This is a genomic window from Streptomyces sp. CBMA152 (assembly GCF_014596475.1).
Lineage (GTDB): Bacteria > Actinomycetota > Actinomycetes > Streptomycetales > Streptomycetaceae > Streptomyces.
Genome location: NZ_MECJ01000024.1, coordinates 261,303 through 279,697, shown reverse-complemented (window position 1 = coordinate 279,697; position 18,395 = coordinate 261,303). Strand labels below are relative to the sequence as shown.

Sequence of the window (18,395 nt, the reverse complement as noted above, 5' to 3'; positions counted from 1 at the left end):
CGCTTCGGCGTTACGCGGCCGAGCCCATCGCCGCGGTGAACGCGTCCGGGTCCAGGTCGAAGCCGCGCAGGCACGGGTGGAACTCCCAGGCGCCGGACTCGGCGCGGACGAACTCGGCGACCACCGCGGCCGTGCTCCCCGCCACCGCCGAGAAGTCGTGCTCGGCGAGCAGGGTGTAGCCCTCGCGGATCCGTACGGCCGGGGCGGCGATGTCCGCGAAGACCAGTCTGCCCGCGTGCTGCTGGATCACCACGCCGACCACCACGCGCGCGTGGGCGTCCGGCTGGCGGGCGAACTCGATGGTCATGACCTCGTCGTCGCCGAAGCCCTGGCCGGTCGTGCTGTCGCGGCTGAGGTAGACCGTTCCGTCGGGGGAGCGGCTGTCGAAGTGCACCAGATAGGCGGGCGGCCCGTAGGGCGCCCCGGCCGGGTAGACGGCGGCGATCACATCGAGGTCGTGGTCCGGGGCCCCCACGGGACTGGGGTCCCAGCGCAGCGCCACCTCGACCTTGTCGAGCCCCTTGCTGATGCTCATCTCCCCATGCTGCCACGCTCTTCGCGCGCGTGGCGCGATCATTGTGATGGGCGGGGGTCACGAAGTCCCCCGGATATGCAGGAGGTTGGAGATGTGGAACGGTGAAGAGATCGACCTGGACGCGTACTTCGCGCGGATCGGATACGCGGGCGACACGGCGCCGACGCTGAGCACGCTGCGCGCCCTGCACCGGGCGCACACGGTCGCCATACCCTTCGAGAACCTGGACGTGGCGCTCGGCAGACCCGTACCGCTGGACGTCAAGAGCATCCAGCGCAAGCTGGTGGAGCAGTCGCGCGGGGGCTACTGCTACGAGCACAACACGCTCTTCGCCGCCGTCGTGGAGCGCCTCGGCTTCGAGGTGGTGGCGCGCGGGGCGCGCAACCGTACCCGCGGTGCCGTACTGCCGCCGGTCACGCACGCGTTGCTGGTGGTCACCGTCGACGGCGAGCAGTGGCTGTGCGACACCGGCTTCGGCAGTCAGGGCCCGCTGGAGCCGGTGCCGCTGTGCGACGGCGCGGTGGTCGAGCAGGGCGGCTGGACGTTCGGGATCAACGCCGAGGACGACGGCATCCAGGTGCTGAGCTCGCTGCGGCCCGAGGGGTGGGTGGGGCTGTACGCCTTCGCCCCGCAGAGGCTCTACCCCGCCGATTTCGCGGTCATGAACCACTACAGCTCCTCGCATCCGGCGTCCAAGTTCGTCGGCCAGGTGGTGGCGCAGCGCAGGGCGCCCGACGTGCGTCGCGCGCTGGTGCGTGATGAGCTCACCACCACCCGTACGGATGGTTCGGTCGATCAAGTGACCGTGCCCACCGGGGAGTTGGGACGTGTGCTGACCGACGTGTTCGGGATCGTGCTGACCGACGACGAGGTCGCCCGTCTCGCCGAGCTCGGGGCGGGCGGGTCCGCCGGAGCGTGACCGGGGCGGTGCTCCGCGCCGTACGATGGCGCGGTGCTGGTCAAGTGGATTCGCTGCACCGTCGTCGACCGTCCCGGTTTCGACCGGGGTCAGCGGAAGTGGGCGGGGCTGCTGGGGGAGCCGGGGTTCCGGGGCCAGGGCGGCGGGTGGAGCCGGGGGCGGCCGGATGTCGCCCATGTGTTCACGTTCTGGGAGAGTCGGCCGTTCTACGACTCGTTCATGGCGCGGGCGCACGACCGGCTCGCGGCCGCCCAGTCCGGCACCTACCGGGACGCCCGCGCCGCGCTCTTCGCCCATCGCTTCGACGTGAAGACCGGCTTCGAGCCGCGCTTCACGGACGCCGACGTGGTCCGGGTCGCGCACTGCCGGGTTTATGAGGACCGCGTCGAGCACTTCGCGCTGGCGCAGGAGAAGATCTGGAACCCGGCGATGGCCGGGTCGCCGGGGATGCTGCGCGGGGTGTTCGCCGAGGCGCCGGGGAACGAGTTCCTGGTGCTCTCCATGTGGCAGTCCGCCGCCGAACACGGAAAATACCGGGCCGACCGGGTCGAGCGCCTGTCGCTGCGGGCCCAGACGGAGGCCGATGTGGCCGGGCTGACGGGTGACGTCGTCGACCTGAATCCCACCTGGACGGTCTGACCGGCCCGGGCCCGTACGTCGTACGACAAAACGCCCCGGTACGCCGTACGGGCCCGGACGAGTGCTCGAACGCGCGCGCGGCGATCTAGGGTTTGTGCATGGCAAGACCGCGTCGCATCGTCCTCGTCCGGCACGGCGAGTCGGAGGGGAACACCGATGACACCGTGTACGAGCGCGAGCCGGACCACGCGCTGCGGCTCACCGAGACCGGGCGGCGCCAGGCCCGGGCGAGCGGGGAGCTGCTGCGCGAGATATTCGGGCGCGAGCGGGTCAGCGTGTACGTCTCGCCGTATCGCCGCACCCATGAGACGTTCCGGGAGTTCGGACTCGACCCGGAGCTGGTGCGCATCCGCGAGGAGCCGAGACTGCGCGAGCAGGACTGGGGGAACTGGCAGGACCGCGACGACGTGCGCCTGCAGAAGGCCTACCGGGACGCCTACGGGCACTTCTTCTACCGCTTCGCGCAGGGCGAGTCGGGGGCGGACGTGTACGACCGGGTGGGGTCGTTCCTGGAGAGTCTGCACCGCAGCTTCGAGGCGCCGGACCATCCGCCGAACGTCCTGCTCGTCACCCACGGTCTGACCATGCGGCTGTTCTGCATGCGCTGGTTCCACTGGACGGTGGCCGACTTCGAGTCGCTGTCCAACCCCGGGAACGCGGAGACGCGCACGCTCGTTCTCGGTACGGACGGGCGCTACACCCTGGACCGGCCGTTCGCACGCTGGCGTGTCCCCGAGCCGTATGGGATCTCCGGTTAGAGTGGGTGTGCGATGACCGCTGACTCCACACTCGAAGTGCGCTTCGAACGCGCGCTGGCCAGCCTGCGCGGACTGGCCGTGGGAGACGCCCTGGGCTCCCAGTTCTTCGTCCCCGTCAACTATCCGCTGCTCAAGCGCCGAGACCTGCCCGCCGGCCGCTGGCAGTGGACCGACGACACCGAGATGGCCTGCTCGGTCCTCGCGGTCCTGGCCGCGAGCGGCCGGATCGACCAGGACCTGCTGGCCCGCTCCTTCGCCGAGCACCATGACTTCGACCGGGGGTACGGCCCGGCCGTGAACCGGATGCTCCGGCTGATCCGGGAGGGCGGGGACTGGCGCGAGCTGGCCGCCGGGCTCTTCAACGGCCAGGGCTCCTGGGGCAACGGCTCCGCGATGCGGATCGCGCCGCTCGGCGCCTGGTACGCCGACGACCCGGAGCAGGCCACGCATCAGGCCGAGATCTCCTCGTACACCACCCACCAGCACCGCGAGGCCGTGGTGGGCGCGATGGCGGTGGCCGCGGCCGCGGCGCTCGTGGCCGCTCCGGCGGGCCCGCCGAGCCCGGGTGACCTCCTGGACGGCGTGGTCGCGCTGGTGCCGCGCAGCGCGGTCGGCGCGGGGCTGCGGCGGGCGCGGGACATGCTCGATTACGGGGACGCGACCACGGTGGCCGCGGTGCTCGGCTGCGGCCGGCGCACCAGCGCGCACGACACCGTGCCGTTCGCGCTCTGGTCGGCGGCGCGCGGGCTCGGGGCGTACGAGAAGGCGTTCTGGACGACCGCGCAGGCGGGCGGAGACATCGACACGACCTGCGCGATCGTCGGCGGTGTGGTCGCCGCGGCCTCCGCCGGGGCGCCCCCGGCCGAGTGGCTGGAGCGGACCGAGGAGCTGCCCGACTGGGTCCCGGCGACCGCGCCGCGCTGATCTCTATCCGGCCGGGGCCCCGGTCCGGCCGCTGAGGGCTTCGAGGTCGCTCTTGCGGACCTGGATGACGAAGAGGGCGACCACGGCCGCGACCGCGACCAGCGCCACGGCGGCGATGAAGGCCGTGCCGATGCCATGGGCGAGGACCTCGTCGCTCCAAGGGGCGGGCAGCTGATGCGACTTGGCGAACGCCGCCTTCTGCTCGGGTGAGCCGTGTGCCAGGAAGTCCTTGACCTGCGTCTTGCCCTCGTTGCGGCTCGCGGTGCCGAAGACCGTGGTCAGGATCGACAGGCCGAGCGCGCCGCCGACCTGCTGGGTGGTGTTGAGCAGGCCGGACGCGGCGCCCGACTCGTGCTCGGCGATGCCGGAGACCGCGGTGAGGGTGAGGGTGACGAAGTTGAGGCCCATGCCGAAGCCGAACAGGAGCAGCGGGCCGATGATCCCGCCCGCGTAGGTGCTGTCCGGCTTGATCAGGGTCAGCCAGGCCATCGCGCCGCCGGTGATCAGCGAGCCGGTGACCACGATCGGCTTGGGGCCGATGCGTGGCAGGAAGGTCGTCGCGAGGCCCGCCGCCAGGACGATGGCCAGCGTCGACGGGAAGAACGCGACACCCGCCTTGACCGGGCTGTAGTGCAGCACGTTCTGCACGAAGAGCACGATGAAGAAGAACATGCCGAACATGGCGGCCGCCAGGCTCAGCATGATCACGTACGTGCCGGAGCGGTTGCGGTCGGCGAACATCCGCAACGGCGTGATGGGCTGCGCCGAGCGGCGCTCCACCGCGACGAAGGAGAGCAGCAGGACCACGGCCGCGCCGAAGGAAGCCAGCGTTCCGCCGTCGCGCCAGCCGTCGTTCGCGGCGCGGATGAACCCGTAGACCAGCGCGGCCATGCCACCCGTCGAGGTGAAGGCGCCGGCGAGGTCGAAGGAGCCCGAATGGCGCTGCGACTCCCTGATGTAGCGGGGCGCGAGGGCGGCGATGACCAGGCCGATGGGGACGTTGACGAAGAGCACCCAGCGCCAGTTGAGCCAGTCCGTGAGCATGCCGCCCGCGATCAGACCGATGGCGCCGCCGCCCGCCGAGACCGCCGAGAAGACCCCGAACGCCCGGTTGCGCTCGGGCCCTTCGGGGAACGTCGTCGCGATCAGGGCGAGCGAGGTGGGGGAGGCGATGGCGCCGCCGACGCCCTGGAGGGCGCGGGCCGCGAGCAGCTGCCAGGGCTCCTGGGAGAAGCCGCCGAGCAGCGAGGCGAGGGTGAAGAGCAGGATGCCGGTGATGAACATCCGGCGCCGGCCGAGCAGGTCGCCGGCCCGCCCGCCGAGCAGCAGCAGTCCGCCGAAGGTCAGCGCGTACGCGTTGATGACCCAGGTCAGATCGCTGGTGGAGAAGCCGAGGGAGGTCTGGATGTGGGGGAGCGCGATGTTCACGATCGTCGCGTCGAGCACCACCATCAGCTGGCACATCGCGATCACGGCGAGGGCTATGCCTTTGTGGTCCGCGCGCGGGGGGCCGGTCTCGGGCGTGGAGGAGTGGGGCTGTGCGTCTATCTGTTCCGACGTCATATGTCGTCCCCTTGAGGGGTGTTAGGAAACGCCACCGTTCACTATCGACGACTGTAACGAGCGGAAAACAGTGAACGCAATCGTTCTCTAAGGGGAGTTGGGGCGGTCCTGGTCAAACGATCGGGCGGCGACCACCATGAGGGCATACCGTCCCCCATGACGCCCCTCATGGCGTCTCCCCAACGGAGAGAAGACGATGGCTACTTCGCGACCGCCCGCGGCCGACGAGGCCCCGCCGGTCTCGCCGCGCCGCCGGGGGCCCGTCCTGGAGCGGGCGATCCTCGACGCGACCCTGGAGCAGCTGAGCACGGTCGGCTGGAACGCCCTGACCATGGAGGGCGTGGCGGCCCGCGCGCAGACCGGCAAGGCCGCCGTGTACCGGCGCTGGTCGTCCAAGGAGGAGCTGGTCGCCGACGCGCTGCGCTCGGGGCTGCCCGACCTGGACCACGCGGACGACCACGGATCGGTGCGCGAGGACCTCTACCGGCTCTGTCTGCGGCTGCGGGACGCGATGTACTCCCGCTCGGGATTCGCGCTCCGCTCGGTGCTTTACGAATGCGACGCCGCCAGCGCCGAACGGTTCCACGGCATGGTGCTGCACCGTATGGTCGCGCCCGCCCAGCGGCTCTTCGCGCAGGCGATACGGCACGGAATCGAGCGGGGTGACGTACGGCGTGACGCCGACGCCGAAGTGATCTTCGATGTGATTCCCGGGCTCATGATGTTCCGCACGAAAGTGCGCGGCAGCGAATGGCCCGACCAGGCGGTCGCCGAGATGGTCGACCTGGTGCTGGTCCCGCTGCTGCGGCCCCTGACGCGCTGACCGGCCCCGATCGCGCGGGGCGGGCGGGCCGGGGTGTCATCGGCGGCCGCGGCGGCGTAACCTTGCTGGCGCCATGCCGTACGAACCACCCACCCACAGCGTCGAGCGCTCGATCCGCGCCACCACCGGCTACAAGATCATCGCCGGAGTCGACGAAGTCGGACGCGGGGCGTGGGCCGGTCCCGTCACGGTGTGCGCCGCCATCACGGGGCTGCGCCGACCGCCCGAGGGCCTGACCGACTCCAAGCTGATCAGCCCCAAGCGCCGCCTCGAACTGGCCGGGGAACTGGAATCCTGGGTGAGCGCGTACGCACTCGGGCATTCCTCGCCCGAGGAGATCGACGAGCTCGGAATGACCGCCGCGCTCCGTCTCGCCGCCGTACGCGCGCTGGATCAGCTTCCGGTACGGCCCCAGGCGGTGATCCTCGACGGCAAGCACGACTACCTCGGCGAGCCGTGGTGGGTCCGTACCGTCATCAAGGGGGACCAGTCCTGCATCGCGGTCGCGGCCGCCTCGGTGATCGCCAAGGTGCGCCGGGACGCGATGATGGCCGAACTGGGGGCAGCGGCAGGGGAGTACGCGGCGTTCGGCTTCGCCGACAACGCCGGTTACCCCTCGCCCACGCACAAGACGGCCCTGGTGGAGCGGGGTCCCACCCCGTACCACCGGCTGTCCTGGTCGTATCTCGACGCGCTGCCCCAGTGGCGGCACTTGAAGAAGGTCCGGGTCTCCGCGGCGGCGGCCGCACTGGAAAGCGGGGGCCAGCTCGGCTTCGACTTCTGAAATCCCTGGACTTTCCCCGCCCTTTACGGGGAGACTCCCGCCCGATCGCACTTTTGTGCCCACCCGGTGGTGTTCCCTTCACCGGCGTTTGATAGACATTCACTCATGCCTCTCATCCCCGAGGAGCCTCAGATTCACGAGAGCGCCCAGGGTCCCCGCGTCACTCCGGCCGCCGGCCGCACCGCGCCGACCCCCCGTCCCGTTCCTGGTCCGCGTACCGCGGCCGCACCGCGTCCCGGACACCCGGGCCCCGGTCCCGCCCGGCCCACGCCCCCCGCGCAGCGCACCCACGGTGCCGCGCAGCCCCAGGCACCTGTTTCCGAGCCCGCCGAGCCCGTTTCCGGGCCTGTTTCCGGGCCGCAGATCCAGCTGATCCCGGCCCCGGCCGACGGCGCGCTCGACGCCGCCGGTGAGGCCGTGGACCTGCTGCTCGACACCGGTCGCGCGCCGGGCGACATCCTGGTCCTCACCACCGGTGAGCCGCACCCGTGGGCGGCGCACGAGCTGTCCTTCGGGGAGGCGTCGTACTGGGCCCAGCACGACGCCCGCGACGACGTGTTCTACGCGTCCGCCGCCTCGGTCGCCCGGGCCTCGGCCCGGCCCGTGGTGATCGTCGCCGTCAACGGCGGGGACGACGCGGCCCTCGCGTCGCTGCCTCTCGCCCGCGAGCGGGCGGGTGCGCTGCTGATCGTCTGCGGCGATCCTCAGCGGATCGACTCGGCGTTGGGCTCGGGCGTCTAGGGGTTGTTCTTCGACTGCGGGCCGTCCTGGGTCGGCCGCGCAGTTCCCCGCGCCCCTTGGTGGGCGCGCCACTTTTGGAAGACCGATGCGGTTCCGTGTCCCTTTAGGGGCGCGGGGAACTGCGCGACAAGCCACGCACGGTCCGCAGACGGATATCGCACCCCCGCGGAGCGCCTACCGGGCTGCCACTTTGCGCAGTGGCTCCGTCGCTCCGCCCGCCGTGCGCAGGGGCAGTGGGGACGGGTCGGTGGACGCGTCCGCCAGGGAGCCCGGCGGACTCGTGGAGCTGGGGCGGCGGCCGCCGCGGCCCTCGCCGAGCACCTGCCAGCCGGCGCGCGTCAGCGTGATGTACGCGCCGCAGCGCAGGCCGTGCAGGGTGCAGGCATCGCGCAGACCCCACATCCACGCGCCGTCCTCCTCCGTCCAACGCTCGTCGCCGTCACGGCAGTAGAGCAGTACGGCGGTGCGCACGGGGGTGCGGCGGCGCAGGTCGTGCGGGATCACCCGGCGCAGATGCGCGAGCAGCGCGTTGCGCAGCTCCCAGCCGTCGGCGGGTATCGCGCGCCGCGCGAACGACGCGCTGGCGGCGAGCCGTTCCTCGTGGTCGAGGACGGCGACGACGGCCGTCGACGGGGTCGGGTGGTGCCGGGCGTGCAGCCCGCTCACCACCTCACGCGGGTTGCGCAGCAGCGGGATCCCCGCCGAGGCCCACTCGGCGGGTTCCAGGGTGCGGCCCAGGCGGTTGGCGGAGCCGGCGGAGGCGAGCGACGACGAGGCCGCCGAGGCTGCGGACGGAGCGAATCCGAAGGTCACGGTCCTCCCTTCCGGATACGCGCCCACAGTGCGGGCAGGGTCGGGTGAGGGCGCAGCACGACAGGGCCCGTGAACACCGGGCGAAGCGTGAAGGCACGGCTCCAATTCTCGCTGGCGCGCCGGTGCGCGGCAACGAGCAAATGGCGCCGCTGACTGGAATCGGAGGGTATGACGCTCATATCCCTGCCCAGCCGCACCCGCGGCCACGCCATCGGCGCCACAACCGTCCCCTCCGTACGGCAAGGACCAGCGGAAACACGCCCTGGCCTGATCTTCACGGCGGGGGATTGGGCCGTTGTCAGTGGTGTGCGGTTGCATGGGGGGCATGAGCAACCAGGAGCTGCGTGCCGAAGCCGACGCCATCCTCGCCGAGCTGGTCGGCGACCCGGGGGGTTCCGCGCGGCTGCGCGAGGACCAGTGGCAGGCGGTGGCGGCTCTGGTCCAGGAGCGCCGGCGGGCCCTGGTGGTGCAGCGCACCGGCTGGGGCAAGTCGGCGGTGTACTTCGTGGCGACCGCCCTGCTGCGCCGGCGCGGCGCCGGTCCCACGGTGATCATCTCGCCGCTGCTCGCGCTGATGCGCAACCAGGTCGAGTCGGCGGCGCGGGCCGGCATCCGCGCGCACACCATCAACTCGGCCAACCCCGAGGAGTGGGACGCCATTTACGGGGAGGTCGAGCGCGGCGAGACCGATGTTCTCCTGGTGAGTCCGGAACGGCTCAACTCCGTCGATTTCCGCGATCAGGTGCTGCCCAAGCTCGCGGCCACCACCGGTCTGCTGGTGGTGGACGAGGCGCACTGCATCTCCGACTGGGGGCATGACTTCCGGCCGGACTACCGGCGGCTGCGGGCGATGCTGACCGAGCTGCCCGTCGGTGTGCCGGTGCTCGCCACCACCGCGACCGCGAACGCCCGGGTCACCGCCGATGTGGCCGAGCAGCTGGGCACCGGCGCGGGCGAGGCGCTGGTACTGCGCGGCCCGCTGGAGCGCGAGAGCCTGCGCCTGGGCGTGGTCCGGCTGCCGGACGCCCCGCACCGCCTGGCCTGGCTCGCCGAGCACCTCGACGAGCTCCAGGGCTCCGGGATCATCTACACCCTCACCGTCGCCGCGGCCGAGGAGGCCACCGCCTTCCTGCGCCAGCGCGGCTTCACGGTGGCCTCGTACACGGGTCGTACGGAGAACGCGGACCGGCTGCAGGCCGAGGTCGACCTCCAGGAGAACCGCGTCAAGGCGCTGGTCGCGACCTCCGCGCTCGGCATGGGCTTCGACAAGCCGGACCTGGGCTTCGTGATCCATCTCGGCTCGCCGTCCTCGCCGATCGCGTACTACCAGCAGGTCGGGCGCGCCGGTCGTGGCGTCGAGCACGCCGATGTCCTGCTGCTGCCGGGCAAGGAGGACGAAGCCATCTGGCGCTACTTCGCCGACACCGCGTTCCCGCCCGAGGTCCAGGTCCGCCAGACCCTCTCGGCTCTCGCGGGCGCGGGACGGCCGTTGTCCGTACCGGCCCTGGAGGCGGCGGTCGACCTCCGGCGCAGCCGGTTGGAGACGATGCTGAAGGTGCTGGACGTCGACGGCGCCGTGAAGCGGGTGAAGGGCGGCTGGACGGCCACGGGGGCGGACTGGGTGTACGACGCCGAGCGGTACGCGTGGGTGGCGCGGCAGCGGGCGGCCGAGCAGCAGGCCATGCGCGACTACGTGAGCACGACCGGGTGCCGGATGGAGTTCCTGCGTCGGCAGCTGGACGACGAGGGGGCGGCCCCGTGCGGCCGCTGCGACAACTGCGCGGGGGCCTGGGCCGATTCCGCCGTGTCGGCGGAGACGGTGACGGGGGCGGCGAAGGAGCTGGACCGGCCGGGCGTGGAGGTCGAGCCGCGCCGGATGTGGCCGACGGGGATGCCCGCGCTCGGCATCGAGCTCAAGGGGCGCATCCCCGCCAAGGAGCAGTGCTCCACCGGACGCGCCCTGGGGCGACTGTCCGACATCGGCTGGGGCAACCGGCTGCGCCCGCTGCTGGCCGAGAACGCGCCGGACGGGCCGGTCCCCGACGACGTCCTGCGGGCCGCCGTGTCGGTCCTCGCCGACTGGGCGCGCTCGGCGGGCGGCTGGGCACCGAACGTCCCGGACGCCATCGCCCGGCCGGTGGGAGTCGTCGCGATGCCGTCCCTGGCCCGCCCGCACCTGGTCGGCTCCCTCGCCCAGGGCATCGCGACGGTCGGCCGCCTGCCCTTCCTCGGCAGCCTGACGTACACGGGGCCGGGCGACGCGGCGCACACGGCCCGCCGCAGCAACTCCGCGCAACGCCTGCGGGCGCTGTCGGGTGCCTTCACCGTCTCGGAGGACCTGGCCGCCGCGCTGGCCGCCGCACCCGGCCCGGTCCTGCTCGTCGACGACTACACCGACTCCGGCTGGACCCTCGCGGTCGCCGCGCGGCTGCTGCGGCGGGCGGGCAGCGAGGGGGTTCTGCCGCTGGTGCTGGCGGCGGCGGGCTGAGCTTCTCCGTTCCGGCGTGACCGTCGTCTAGGATCACGGAACTCGGCCCGCAGGCGGGCCACTTAGCAGAGGATCACGCGTGCCGAGCCACATACGCTCCTTCTGGGTCACCGCCCCGGGACAGGGTGAGATCGTGTCCTCGGCCCGCCTGCCCGCCTGCCCGCCTGCCCGCCTGCCCGCCTGCTAATGACGAGGTCGTAGTCCGGACGCTGTATTCCGGCGTGAGCCGTGGCACGGAGTCGCTCGTTTTCCACGGCCGGGTGCCCGCGAGTCAGTACACAGCGATGCGTGCCCCGTTTCAGGAAGGTGACTTCCCCGGGCCCGTCAAGTACGGGTATCTCAATGTCGGCCGCGTGGAGGAGGGGCCGGCCCAGCTTGTGGGCCGGGTCGTGTTCAGTCTGTATCCGCATCAGACCCGGTTCCGGGTCCCCGTCGGCGCCCTTACGCCGGTGCCCGACGAGGTGCCGCCGGAGCGGGCCGTGCTGGCCGGGACCGTCGAGACCGCGCTCAACGCGCTGTGGGACGCGCCGCCCCGGATCGGTGACCGCATCGCCGTGGTGGGCGCGGGCATGGTCGGCTGCTGTGCGGCCGCGCTGCTGGCCCGGTTCCCCGGAGTGCGGGTACAGCTCGTCGACGTCGATCCGGCCCGCGAGGAGGTCGCCGAGGCGCTCGGCGTCGCCTTCGCCAATCCGGCACGCGCGAGTGCCGACTGCGATCTCGTCTTCCACGCCAGCGCCACCGAGGCAGGGCTGCGGCGCTCCCTGGAACTGCTCGCTCCCGAGGGCTGCGTGGTCGACCTGAGCTGGTACGGCGATCAGCCGGTGACGTTGCCGCTGGGGGAGTTCTTCCACTCCCGGCGGCTGTCGCTGCGCAGCAGCCAGGTCGGCGCCATCGCGCCGGACCGGCGCGCACGCCACACGACCGCCGACCGGCTCACCCTCGCGCTCGACCTCCTCCGGGACCCGGTCTTCGACTCACTGATCACCGGCGAGTCCCACTTCGACGACCTCCCGCAGGTCATGGCCGAGATCGCCAACGGCGCGCTGCCCGGCCTCTGCCACCGCATCCGCTACGGCCCCCGCTGACCCGCGCCCGCCGTCAGCCGCCGTCAACGCCCTTCCGGAGAGGTCATGTTCACCGTCACCGTCCGCGATCACCTCATGATCGCCCACAGCTTCAGCGGCGAGGTCTTCGGGCCCGCGCAGCGCCTGCACGGAGCGACGTATCTGGTCGACGCGACCTTCCAGCGGCCGGAGCTGGACGACGACAACATCGTCATAGACATGGGCTTGGCGGCCAGGGAAGTGCGCGGGATCGTCGGCGACCTGTCCTACCGCAACCTCGACGAGGACCCCGACTTCGCCGGAACCAACACCACCACCGAGTTCCTGGCCAAGGTCATCGCCGACCGGATCGCCACCCGCGTACACGACGGCTCCCTCGGCCCCGGCGCCCGTGGCCTGACCGGACTCACCGTCCGGCTCCATGAGTCGCACATCGCGTGGGCCGACTACCACCGCACGCTCTGACCGGCCCCGGTCATGGCCATACGCCCGTACGTACTGCTGTCCGCAGCCGTCTCCCTGGACGGCCGTCTGGACGACACCTCGCGTGACCGGCTCGTGCTCTCCAACCGGCGCGACCTCGACCGTGTCGACCATGAACGCGCCGCGGCGGACGCCATCCTCGTCGGCGCCACCACCCTGCGCCGGGACGACCCGCGGCTGCTGGTGGCGAGCGCCCGACGGCGCGCCCGGCGGATCGTGCTCGGCAAGCCGGAGCATCCGCTGAAGGTCACGGTCACCGGGTCCGCCGAGCTCGACGCGTCGTACGCGTTCTGGCACTGCGGCGGGGAGAAGCTGGTCTTCACGGTGGACAGCGCACTCGCCCGGGCCCGCCGTGCCCTCGGAGCCTTCGCCGACGTCGTCAGTACTGGCCCAGCTCTCCACTGGCCCCGCCTCCTCGACGAACTCGGCCGACGTGGGGTGGAACGGCTTCTGGTCGAAGGCGGCGGTACCGTCCACACCCAGCTCCTGGCGCAGGACCTGGCCGATGAACTCCACCTCGTCGTCGCCCCGTTGCTGGTGGGCGAGGCCGCCGCACCGGCGTTCCTGGGCCCGGCACCGTACCCCGGTGGCCCCACGGCCCGTATGAGACTCCTTGAGGCGCGCCCCGTCGACGACGTCGTGCTGCTGCGCTACGCCCCGAAACTCCGCTCCTGAGCCGGTGCTGGTGCGTAAGTCGGCCAGTGCCGAGCCGAGTTGACGATCCGTCGGTATGCTCCTCGGGCGCGTGGCCGGACGGTGGCGGACGAGACGGGGACGAGAGTGGACGACGCGGTGGAACTGGCGGAGATGATCGGCCAGTTGCGGAGCGAGCTGAGCCGGGCCATGGCGGACGGGGCGGGTGAAGGGCTGCGGTTCCAGGCGGAGAAGCTGGAGCTCGAACTCACGGTGGCAGTGGAGCGCAGCCGCGAGCCGGGCGCGAAGGTGCGGTTCTGGGTGCTCGACGTCCACGGCTCCGCCCGTTCCGCGCACACGGCCACCCAACGGATCAAGCTCACCCTTCAGCCGGTGCTCGGCGACGCACCCGACAGCCCCGCGCTGATCTCGGGCGCGGAGCTGCCCGATGAGAGCTGAGCCGTTGTCCGACGGTCTTGACCCGCATCGGATCGCCGAGATCATCGTCGAGAGCGGCGACGGCAGACGGCGCGGTTCCGGCTACCGGATCTCCGCCCGGACGGTCCTCACCGCCGCCCATGTGGTCGCCGACGCGACCTCGACAGTCGTACGGTGCGACGCCGACCAGCCAGGACAGTGGTCGGTCCCAGCGGCCGTGATCTGGGCGGACATGGACAGCGACCTCGCCGTGCTGAGTATCGAGGCACCGGCCGCCGCCCCCGTCGTCACCGAACCCGCCCGCTTCGGGCGCATCGCCGACGACCGGCACGGGGTGATCGGCGTGCACGCCGCCGGGTTCCCGCTGTGGAAGCGTCGCCGTCGGGCCGACGGCGCGTATTTCCGTGAACTGCACCAGGCGGACGGGACGGTGGCGACGCTCTCCAATCTGCGGACCGGCACGCTGGAGATGACCGTGGCACCGGCCGGTACCGATCCCGACCCGTTGGCGTCGCCGTGGGCGGGCATGTCGGGCGCGGCGGTGTGGGCCGGGAGCCGCATCGTCGGCGTGGTTGCCGAACACCATCGCTTCGAGGGCCCGGGACGGCTCACCGCCGTCCGTCTCGACCACGCGCTGCGCGGGCTCGACGCCGTGGAGCGCGCCGAGTTGGCCCGGTTGCTCGCGCTCCCCGACATGTCGGCCCTGCCCCTCGCCGTCCCCGGGGAATCACCTGGCATACGGGTGGTCGGCGTCCCCGTGGCGTACGGCATCGAGCTGTTCAAGAACCGCACCCGCGAAAGCGACGTGATCGCACGCCACTTGAGCGATCCCGCCATCCGTATGGTGACCGTCGTCGGGCGGCGCGGAATCGGCAAGAGCGCGCTGGCCGCCAAGGTCATGGACCTCCTCGACCGGGGCGAATGGCCGGGCCCCGCCGCAGGACCCCTCCCGTCCGGCCTGGTCAATCTCTCCACCCGTACCTCGGGCATCTCCCTGGAGCGGCTCTACTTCGACTGCGCCCGGCTGCTCGGCCCTGAGCGGGAGGAACATCTGCGCGGGGTCTGGGCGGGCGGCGGCAGCACGCAGGACCGGCTCGCCGCGCTGTTCGACGCGATGGGCGAGCGGCTGATCGTCATCCTCATGGACAACGTGGAGGAACTGCTCGGCGACGACGGCACCATCGAGGACGAGGAGTTGGCCCTCTTCCTGGACTGGCTGTTCCGGGCCCGCACCACCCCGCGTCTGCTGGTCACCAGCCAGGTGCCGGTGCGACTCGCGCCCGAACTTCGCCGCTTCGCCGCCGAGGTGCCGCTCTCGGAGGGACTGCGCCCCGCCGAGGCCGCCGCGCTGCTGCGCGAACTCGACCGCGACGGCAGCCTCGGCATCGCCGACCTGTCCGACGACGAACTCCTCGACGCGGCGTTACGGGTCCACGGCGTCCCGCGCGCCCTTGAACTCCTCGTCGGCGCCGTCGCCGAGGAAACGGTGCTGCTGCCCAGCCTCAAGGACGTGTTGCAGGACTTCACCCGTCGCCACGACGTCGTCGCGGACCTCGCGCAGGACCGCTACCGTCGCCTCGACGAGCCCGCGCGTGCCGTCCTCGGTGTCCTCGCCGCGCTGCGTACCCCGGTGGAGCAGAGCGCGGTGGCACAGATCGCGGGCGGACTCGACCCGGAGCTGCGGGTGGGCCCGGTCCTCAAGGCGCTCGTCCGGGTACGCCTGGTCTCCGTCGACCGGGCCAGCCGGACGGTCGTCCTGCATCCGTTGGACGCGGACATCGCCCGCGACCAGATGCCCTGGTACGGACCTTTCGGGAGGCAAGCGGTGGAACGGCGGATCGCATCCTGGTACGCGCTGAAGGCGAAGCCGCGTGGCGCCTGGCGGACGCTGGGGGACGTCGAGCCGCACCGGCGGCAGTTCGACCACCTTGTCGCCGCCGGGGACCACGACGGCGCCGCACGGGTGTTGAGCGAGATCAGCGAATGGCTCGTCTGGCACGGCTCGGTGCTCGCCGCGGTCACGATGCACCTGGCGGTCGACGGACACCTCACCGACGAGCGGGTACGCCTCGCCCATACCGTCGCGTACGGGCACGCCCGGCTCAGCGCCGGTCCGATGGAGCAGGCGGTCGAGTTGTTCACCGAAGCCGCGGCCCTCGCCGAACGCCTCGGCGACCGGCCCGCGTTGCAGAACGCGCTGTTCGGCCTGGGCGACGCCCACCGTCAGCTCGGCGATCAGGGCGCCACGGTCGAACCGCTCGCCCGCGCCGCCGAGTTGGCCCATGAACTCGGCGACGCCGAGCGCGAAGCGCACGCGCTGCTCTCGCTCAGCCTCGCCCACAGCTACCTCGGCGACGGCGAGCGTGCGCTGGACGGCGCCGACCGGCTGGCCGTGCTGGCGGGGGCGAGCGGCGACCTGCTCGCCATCGCCCGCGCGGGCAACGCGCGCACCATCGCCCTGCTCGCCCTGGGCCGCTGGCAGGAGACGGCCGACGCGGGCGCCGAGACGGCCCGCGCGTATCGCGCCGCAGACAGCCAGGAAGCGGTCGCGTACGCGCTGAACGCGCGGGGCCTTGCCCTGCTGGCGCTCGATGCCCCGGCGCGGGCGGCCGCGGTCCTCGAAGAGGCCCGCCACGAGGGTTCGCTGATGGAGAGCCCCCGGGCCGAGGGCGTCTGCCTGCTCAACCTCTCCTGGGCGTACTGGCGGGACGGCCGCCCGGAGGAGTGCGCCGCCACGGCCGAACGCGCCTCGACCGCCCTCCAGATCGCCGGAGCGGCGCAGGAGGCGGCGGCCCGCTTCCTCGCCGAGGCCGCCCGCGCCCTGCCCGACGACCCCCGGGCCGCCGCCGACGCCCTGATCCGCGCGGCGGCAGCCCTCGACGGCAACGCCGAGGTCGTCACCCCCGCCTGGCTCACCGCCGAGGCACGCCGCCTGGTGGGCTGAGCGCCGTTACGACGTGACGTGGGCGGAGCGCAGACCGTCGAGGACGATGTCGATGTAGCGTCGCCAGTCGCCGCTGCGCCGGTGCACGATCGAGGTGAGGCCGCAGGTCAGTGCGAGGATGTCGGCGCCCGCGATATCGGTGCGGATGGAGCCCGCCGCCTGGCCCTTGCCGACCAGGTCCACCAGCTCGGCCTCCAGGTCGGCGCGCATGGTGCTGGGCGGTCCCTCGGAGCCGAGCGTGCCGCCGACGACGCTGGCGAAACCCCGGTCGCGCGCCTCCACCTCGCCGACCCGGGTGAGCAGCATCTGGAGTGCTTCCAGCGGCTCGGCCGACTCGCGGCAGACCGTGCGGTAGTACGTGAGGATCTCGCCGAAGCGCTGCTGGGAGGCCGCGACGACCATGGCTTCCTTGGTGGGGAAGTGCCGGTAGAGCGTCCCCACGCCGACCTCGGCGCGGCGGGCCACCTCGTCCATGGACACGTTGGCGCCGCGTTCCGCGAAGAGCTCCCGGGCCGCGTTCAGCACCCTGGCCCGGTTGCGCTCCGCGTCGGCCCGGAGCCGACGGGGACCGTTCTCGGTGACTGGCGTTGACGTTGGCATACGGAACCTCCCTCCGTTTGACTCTACTATGCCCTGCCGTTACCTACTGAACCAGCCCTGACTTCGCGCCAGTTGGGGTATGCGGTTCGCAGTTGCCCAGTCGGTTACGCAGTGCGGCCCGGGGTGTTGACAATGGCCTGGTCGCACAGTGAAACGGAAGGACGAACACGATGTCGTTGCCCCTGGGGCGTACGAGTGCGCCGGAGGTGTCGGCGTCGGTGGAGGCATTCCTGTCGGAGCCGCACATCGGCGTGCTGACCACGATCCGGCCCGACGGGTCCCCGCATGTGGCGCCGGTGCGGTTCACCTGGGACGCGCAGGCGGGTCTCGCCCGGGTGATGACGGTGTCCACCTCCCGCAAGGCGCGCAACCTGATCGCCGCGCCCGGCAGCCGGGTCGCGATATGCCAGGTGGCCGGGTTCGCCTGGGTCACCCTCGAAGGCTCCGCCGTGGTGGCCGACGACCCGGTGCGGGTCACCGAGGGCGCGCGCCGCTACACCCGCCGCTACCGGTCCGGCCCGCCCAACCCGCCCGGCCGGGTGGTCGTGGAGATCGCGGTCGACCGGGTCATGACCCTCAACGTCTGAGCCGGTTCCGTACAACGGCAGAGCGCGGCGGTACGGGGAGGACGCTCCCCGTACCGCCGCGCTCTTGTCGTCGGTGTCAGCCCTTGCGGGGCGGGGTGCCCGTCACCCAGATCATGCGCAGCGACAGCAGGCTGAGCCGCCAGCCGTCCGGGGTGCGTCGGGCCTTGGCGCTCACCAGGCTTCCGTTGGCGAATATCGGATCGCGGTCGGCGTCCTCCGGATGGTCGGACGGGTGGTGCACATGGGTGGAGACGATGTTGCACCGCAAAGACGCCTGGTCACCGTCGATTTCCACGACGGCGGGCGAGTTGATGTGCTGGGTGCGCGCGAAGGCCGCGAGCGCCGTGCTGTGGTACTCGGCGAGTCCGGTGATCCCCTCGTGCCGGCTCATCGGGAACTCGACGACCGCGTCCTCGGTGAACAGCCCCTTGGCCCAGGCGTCATCGAGCTTGTCGTCGTCCAGATTGATCAGGTAGCGGTTCAGCAGTCCCGCGACATCGGCGGAGGATTGGCTTGAGGTCATGGTTGAGGATGGCTCCGGAACAAGCCTCTGACCAAGAGTCCTTGTCGCAGACTTGACGTACTTGTCAGAGGTCTGTACTAGCGGCTATTTACGCCCGCCGGACCCCTCGGGATACTGGTGAAACGCCAGTCGGAAG

At 71.9% G+C, this 18,395-nt stretch carries 18 protein-coding genes and 1 pseudogene; 14 read left to right on the top strand and 5 right to left on the bottom strand.

Annotation, left to right across the window (positions count from 1 at the left end; genetic code table 11):
• Positions 1-10 precede the first annotated feature (10 nt).
• Positions 11-535 (bottom strand): TerD family protein, encoded by a 525-nt coding sequence (locus BG418_RS21175; protein ID WP_188275509.1) that lies wholly within the window; start codon positions 533-535, stop codon positions 11-13.
• A 91-nt stretch (positions 536-626) separates the two neighbouring features.
• On the opposite strand from BG418_RS21175, the gene BG418_RS21170 reads away from it, so the two are divergent.
• From BG418_RS21170 to BG418_RS21155, 4 genes are all read left to right on the top strand, one after another.
• The gene (locus BG418_RS21170) at positions 627-1,454 is read left to right on the top strand and encodes an arylamine N-acetyltransferase (protein ID WP_188275508.1); all 828 of its coding nucleotides are present in this window, start codon (positions 627-629) and stop codon (positions 1,452-1,454) included.
• 33 nt (positions 1,455-1,487) lie between these two features.
• Entirely contained in the window at positions 1,488-2,093 is a 606-nt protein-coding gene (locus BG418_RS21165; protein WP_188275507.1) for a YdbC family protein, read from the top strand.
• 98 nt (positions 2,094-2,191) lie between these two features.
• Complete coding sequence (locus BG418_RS21160) at positions 2,192-2,851, top strand: histidine phosphatase family protein (RefSeq protein ID WP_188275506.1); 660 nt, start codon at positions 2,192-2,194, stop codon at positions 2,849-2,851.
• A gap of 12 nt (positions 2,852-2,863) precedes the next feature.
• Complete coding sequence (locus tag BG418_RS21155; RefSeq protein WP_188275505.1) at positions 2,864-3,775, top strand: ADP-ribosylglycohydrolase family protein; 912 nt, start codon at positions 2,864-2,866, stop codon at positions 3,773-3,775.
• A 3-nt stretch (positions 3,776-3,778) separates the two neighbouring features.
• On the opposite strand, the gene BG418_RS21150 is transcribed toward BG418_RS21155, so the two are convergent.
• Positions 3,779-5,338, bottom strand: a complete 1,560-nt coding sequence (locus BG418_RS21150; RefSeq protein ID WP_188275504.1) for an MFS transporter — start codon at positions 5,336-5,338, stop codon at positions 3,779-3,781.
• A gap of 196 nt (positions 5,339-5,534) precedes the next feature.
• Between BG418_RS21150 and BG418_RS21145 the strand changes: the two genes are divergently transcribed.
• The 3 genes from BG418_RS21145 (at position 5,535) to BG418_RS21135 (ending at position 7,686) form a co-directional block, all read left to right on the top strand.
• On the top strand, positions 5,535-6,161 hold the full coding sequence (locus tag BG418_RS21145; protein WP_188275503.1) for a TetR/AcrR family transcriptional regulator: 627 nt from the start codon (positions 5,535-5,537) through the stop codon (positions 6,159-6,161).
• Between the two features lie 73 nt (positions 6,162-6,234).
• A complete protein-coding gene (locus BG418_RS21140) occupies positions 6,235-6,945 on the top strand; it encodes a ribonuclease HII (protein ID WP_188275502.1) in 711 nt (236 codons plus the stop codon).
• A gap of 105 nt (positions 6,946-7,050) precedes the next feature.
• Positions 7,051-7,686, top strand: coding sequence for a hypothetical protein (locus BG418_RS21135; RefSeq protein ID WP_188275501.1), 636 nt, complete (start codon positions 7,051-7,053; stop codon positions 7,684-7,686).
• A gap of 174 nt (positions 7,687-7,860) precedes the next feature.
• Here BG418_RS21135 and BG418_RS21130 read toward each other — a convergent pair whose 3' ends face one another.
• Positions 7,861-8,499, bottom strand: coding sequence for a hypothetical protein (locus BG418_RS21130; RefSeq protein WP_188275500.1), 639 nt, complete (start codon positions 8,497-8,499; stop codon positions 7,861-7,863).
• Between the two features lie 325 nt (positions 8,500-8,824).
• On the opposite strand from BG418_RS21130, the gene BG418_RS21125 reads away from it, so the two are divergent.
• From BG418_RS21125 to BG418_RS21100, 6 genes and pseudogenes are all read left to right on the top strand, one after another.
• Complete coding sequence (locus BG418_RS21125; protein ID WP_188275499.1) at positions 8,825-10,987, top strand: RecQ family ATP-dependent DNA helicase; 2,163 nt, start codon at positions 8,825-8,827, stop codon at positions 10,985-10,987.
• Between the two features lie 79 nt (positions 10,988-11,066).
• A pseudogene (locus BG418_RS21120) lies at positions 11,067-12,072 on the top strand (zinc-binding alcohol dehydrogenase).
• Positions 12,073-12,117: 45 nt separating this feature from the next.
• On the top strand, positions 12,118-12,516 hold the full coding sequence (locus BG418_RS21115; RefSeq protein WP_188275498.1) for a 6-carboxytetrahydropterin synthase: 399 nt from the start codon (positions 12,118-12,120) through the stop codon (positions 12,514-12,516).
• A 12-nt stretch (positions 12,517-12,528) separates the two neighbouring features.
• Positions 12,529-13,209, top strand: coding sequence for a dihydrofolate reductase family protein (locus tag BG418_RS21110; protein WP_188275497.1), 681 nt, complete (start codon positions 12,529-12,531; stop codon positions 13,207-13,209).
• A gap of 105 nt (positions 13,210-13,314) precedes the next feature.
• On the top strand, positions 13,315-13,626 hold the full coding sequence (locus tag BG418_RS21105) for a trypco2 family protein (protein WP_317453713.1): 312 nt from the start codon (positions 13,315-13,317) through the stop codon (positions 13,624-13,626).
• Positions 13,616-16,549 (top strand): trypsin-like peptidase domain-containing protein, encoded by a 2,934-nt coding sequence (locus BG418_RS21100; protein ID WP_188275496.1) that lies wholly within the window; start codon positions 13,616-13,618, stop codon positions 16,547-16,549. Before BG418_RS21105 ends, BG418_RS21100 begins: the two co-directional genes overlap by 11 nt.
• Before the next feature lie 6 nt (positions 16,550-16,555).
• Here BG418_RS21100 and BG418_RS21095 read toward each other — a convergent pair whose 3' ends face one another.
• A complete protein-coding gene (locus BG418_RS21095; protein ID WP_188275495.1) occupies positions 16,556-17,149 on the bottom strand; it encodes a TetR/AcrR family transcriptional regulator in 594 nt (197 codons plus the stop codon).
• Between the two features lie 170 nt (positions 17,150-17,319).
• Here BG418_RS21095 and BG418_RS21090 point away from each other — a divergent pair, with 170 nt between their 5' ends.
• A complete protein-coding gene (locus BG418_RS21090; RefSeq protein WP_188275494.1) occupies positions 17,320-17,736 on the top strand; it encodes a pyridoxamine 5'-phosphate oxidase family protein in 417 nt (138 codons plus the stop codon).
• A gap of 76 nt (positions 17,737-17,812) precedes the next feature.
• On the opposite strand, the gene BG418_RS21085 is transcribed toward BG418_RS21090, so the two are convergent.
• Positions 17,813-18,259, bottom strand: coding sequence for a nuclear transport factor 2 family protein (locus tag BG418_RS21085; protein ID WP_188275493.1), 447 nt, complete (start codon positions 18,257-18,259; stop codon positions 17,813-17,815).
• Between the last annotated feature and the right edge of the window lie 136 nt (positions 18,260-18,395).

What these genes read in the sequence shown, in the direction of transcription:
- BG418_RS21175 (WP_188275509.1), bottom strand. Translation starts at nt 535, where the DNA reads ATGAGCATCAGCAAGGGGCTCGACAAGGTCGAGGTGGCGCTGCGCTGG.
- BG418_RS21170 (WP_188275508.1), top strand. Translation starts at nt 627, where the DNA reads ATGTGGAACGGTGAAGAGATCGACCTGGACGCGTACTTCGCGCGGATC.
- BG418_RS21160 (WP_188275506.1), top strand. Translation starts at nt 2,192, where the DNA reads ATGGCAAGACCGCGTCGCATCGTCCTCGTCCGGCACGGCGAGTCGGAG.
- BG418_RS21155 (WP_188275505.1), top strand. Translation starts at nt 2,864, where the DNA reads ATGACCGCTGACTCCACACTCGAAGTGCGCTTCGAACGCGCGCTGGCC.
- BG418_RS21150 (WP_188275504.1), bottom strand. Translation starts at nt 5,338, where the DNA reads ATGACGTCGGAACAGATAGACGCACAGCCCCACTCCTCCACGCCCGAG.
- BG418_RS21145 (WP_188275503.1), top strand. Translation starts at nt 5,535, where the DNA reads ATGGCTACTTCGCGACCGCCCGCGGCCGACGAGGCCCCGCCGGTCTCG.
- BG418_RS21140 (WP_188275502.1), top strand. Translation starts at nt 6,235, where the DNA reads ATGCCGTACGAACCACCCACCCACAGCGTCGAGCGCTCGATCCGCGCC.
- BG418_RS21135 (WP_188275501.1), top strand. Translation starts at nt 7,051, where the DNA reads ATGCCTCTCATCCCCGAGGAGCCTCAGATTCACGAGAGCGCCCAGGGT.
- BG418_RS21125 (WP_188275499.1), top strand. Translation starts at nt 8,825, where the DNA reads ATGAGCAACCAGGAGCTGCGTGCCGAAGCCGACGCCATCCTCGCCGAG.
- BG418_RS21115 (WP_188275498.1), top strand. Translation starts at nt 12,118, where the DNA reads ATGTTCACCGTCACCGTCCGCGATCACCTCATGATCGCCCACAGCTTC.
- BG418_RS21110 (WP_188275497.1), top strand. Translation starts at nt 12,529, where the DNA reads ATGGCCATACGCCCGTACGTACTGCTGTCCGCAGCCGTCTCCCTGGAC.
- BG418_RS21100 (WP_188275496.1), top strand. Translation starts at nt 13,616, where the DNA reads ATGAGAGCTGAGCCGTTGTCCGACGGTCTTGACCCGCATCGGATCGCC.
- BG418_RS21095 (WP_188275495.1), bottom strand. Translation starts at nt 17,149, where the DNA reads ATGCCAACGTCAACGCCAGTCACCGAGAACGGTCCCCGTCGGCTCCGG.
- BG418_RS21090 (WP_188275494.1), top strand. Translation starts at nt 17,320, where the DNA reads ATGTCGTTGCCCCTGGGGCGTACGAGTGCGCCGGAGGTGTCGGCGTCG.
- BG418_RS21085 (WP_188275493.1), bottom strand. Translation starts at nt 18,259, where the DNA reads ATGACCTCAAGCCAATCCTCCGCCGATGTCGCGGGACTGCTGAACCGC.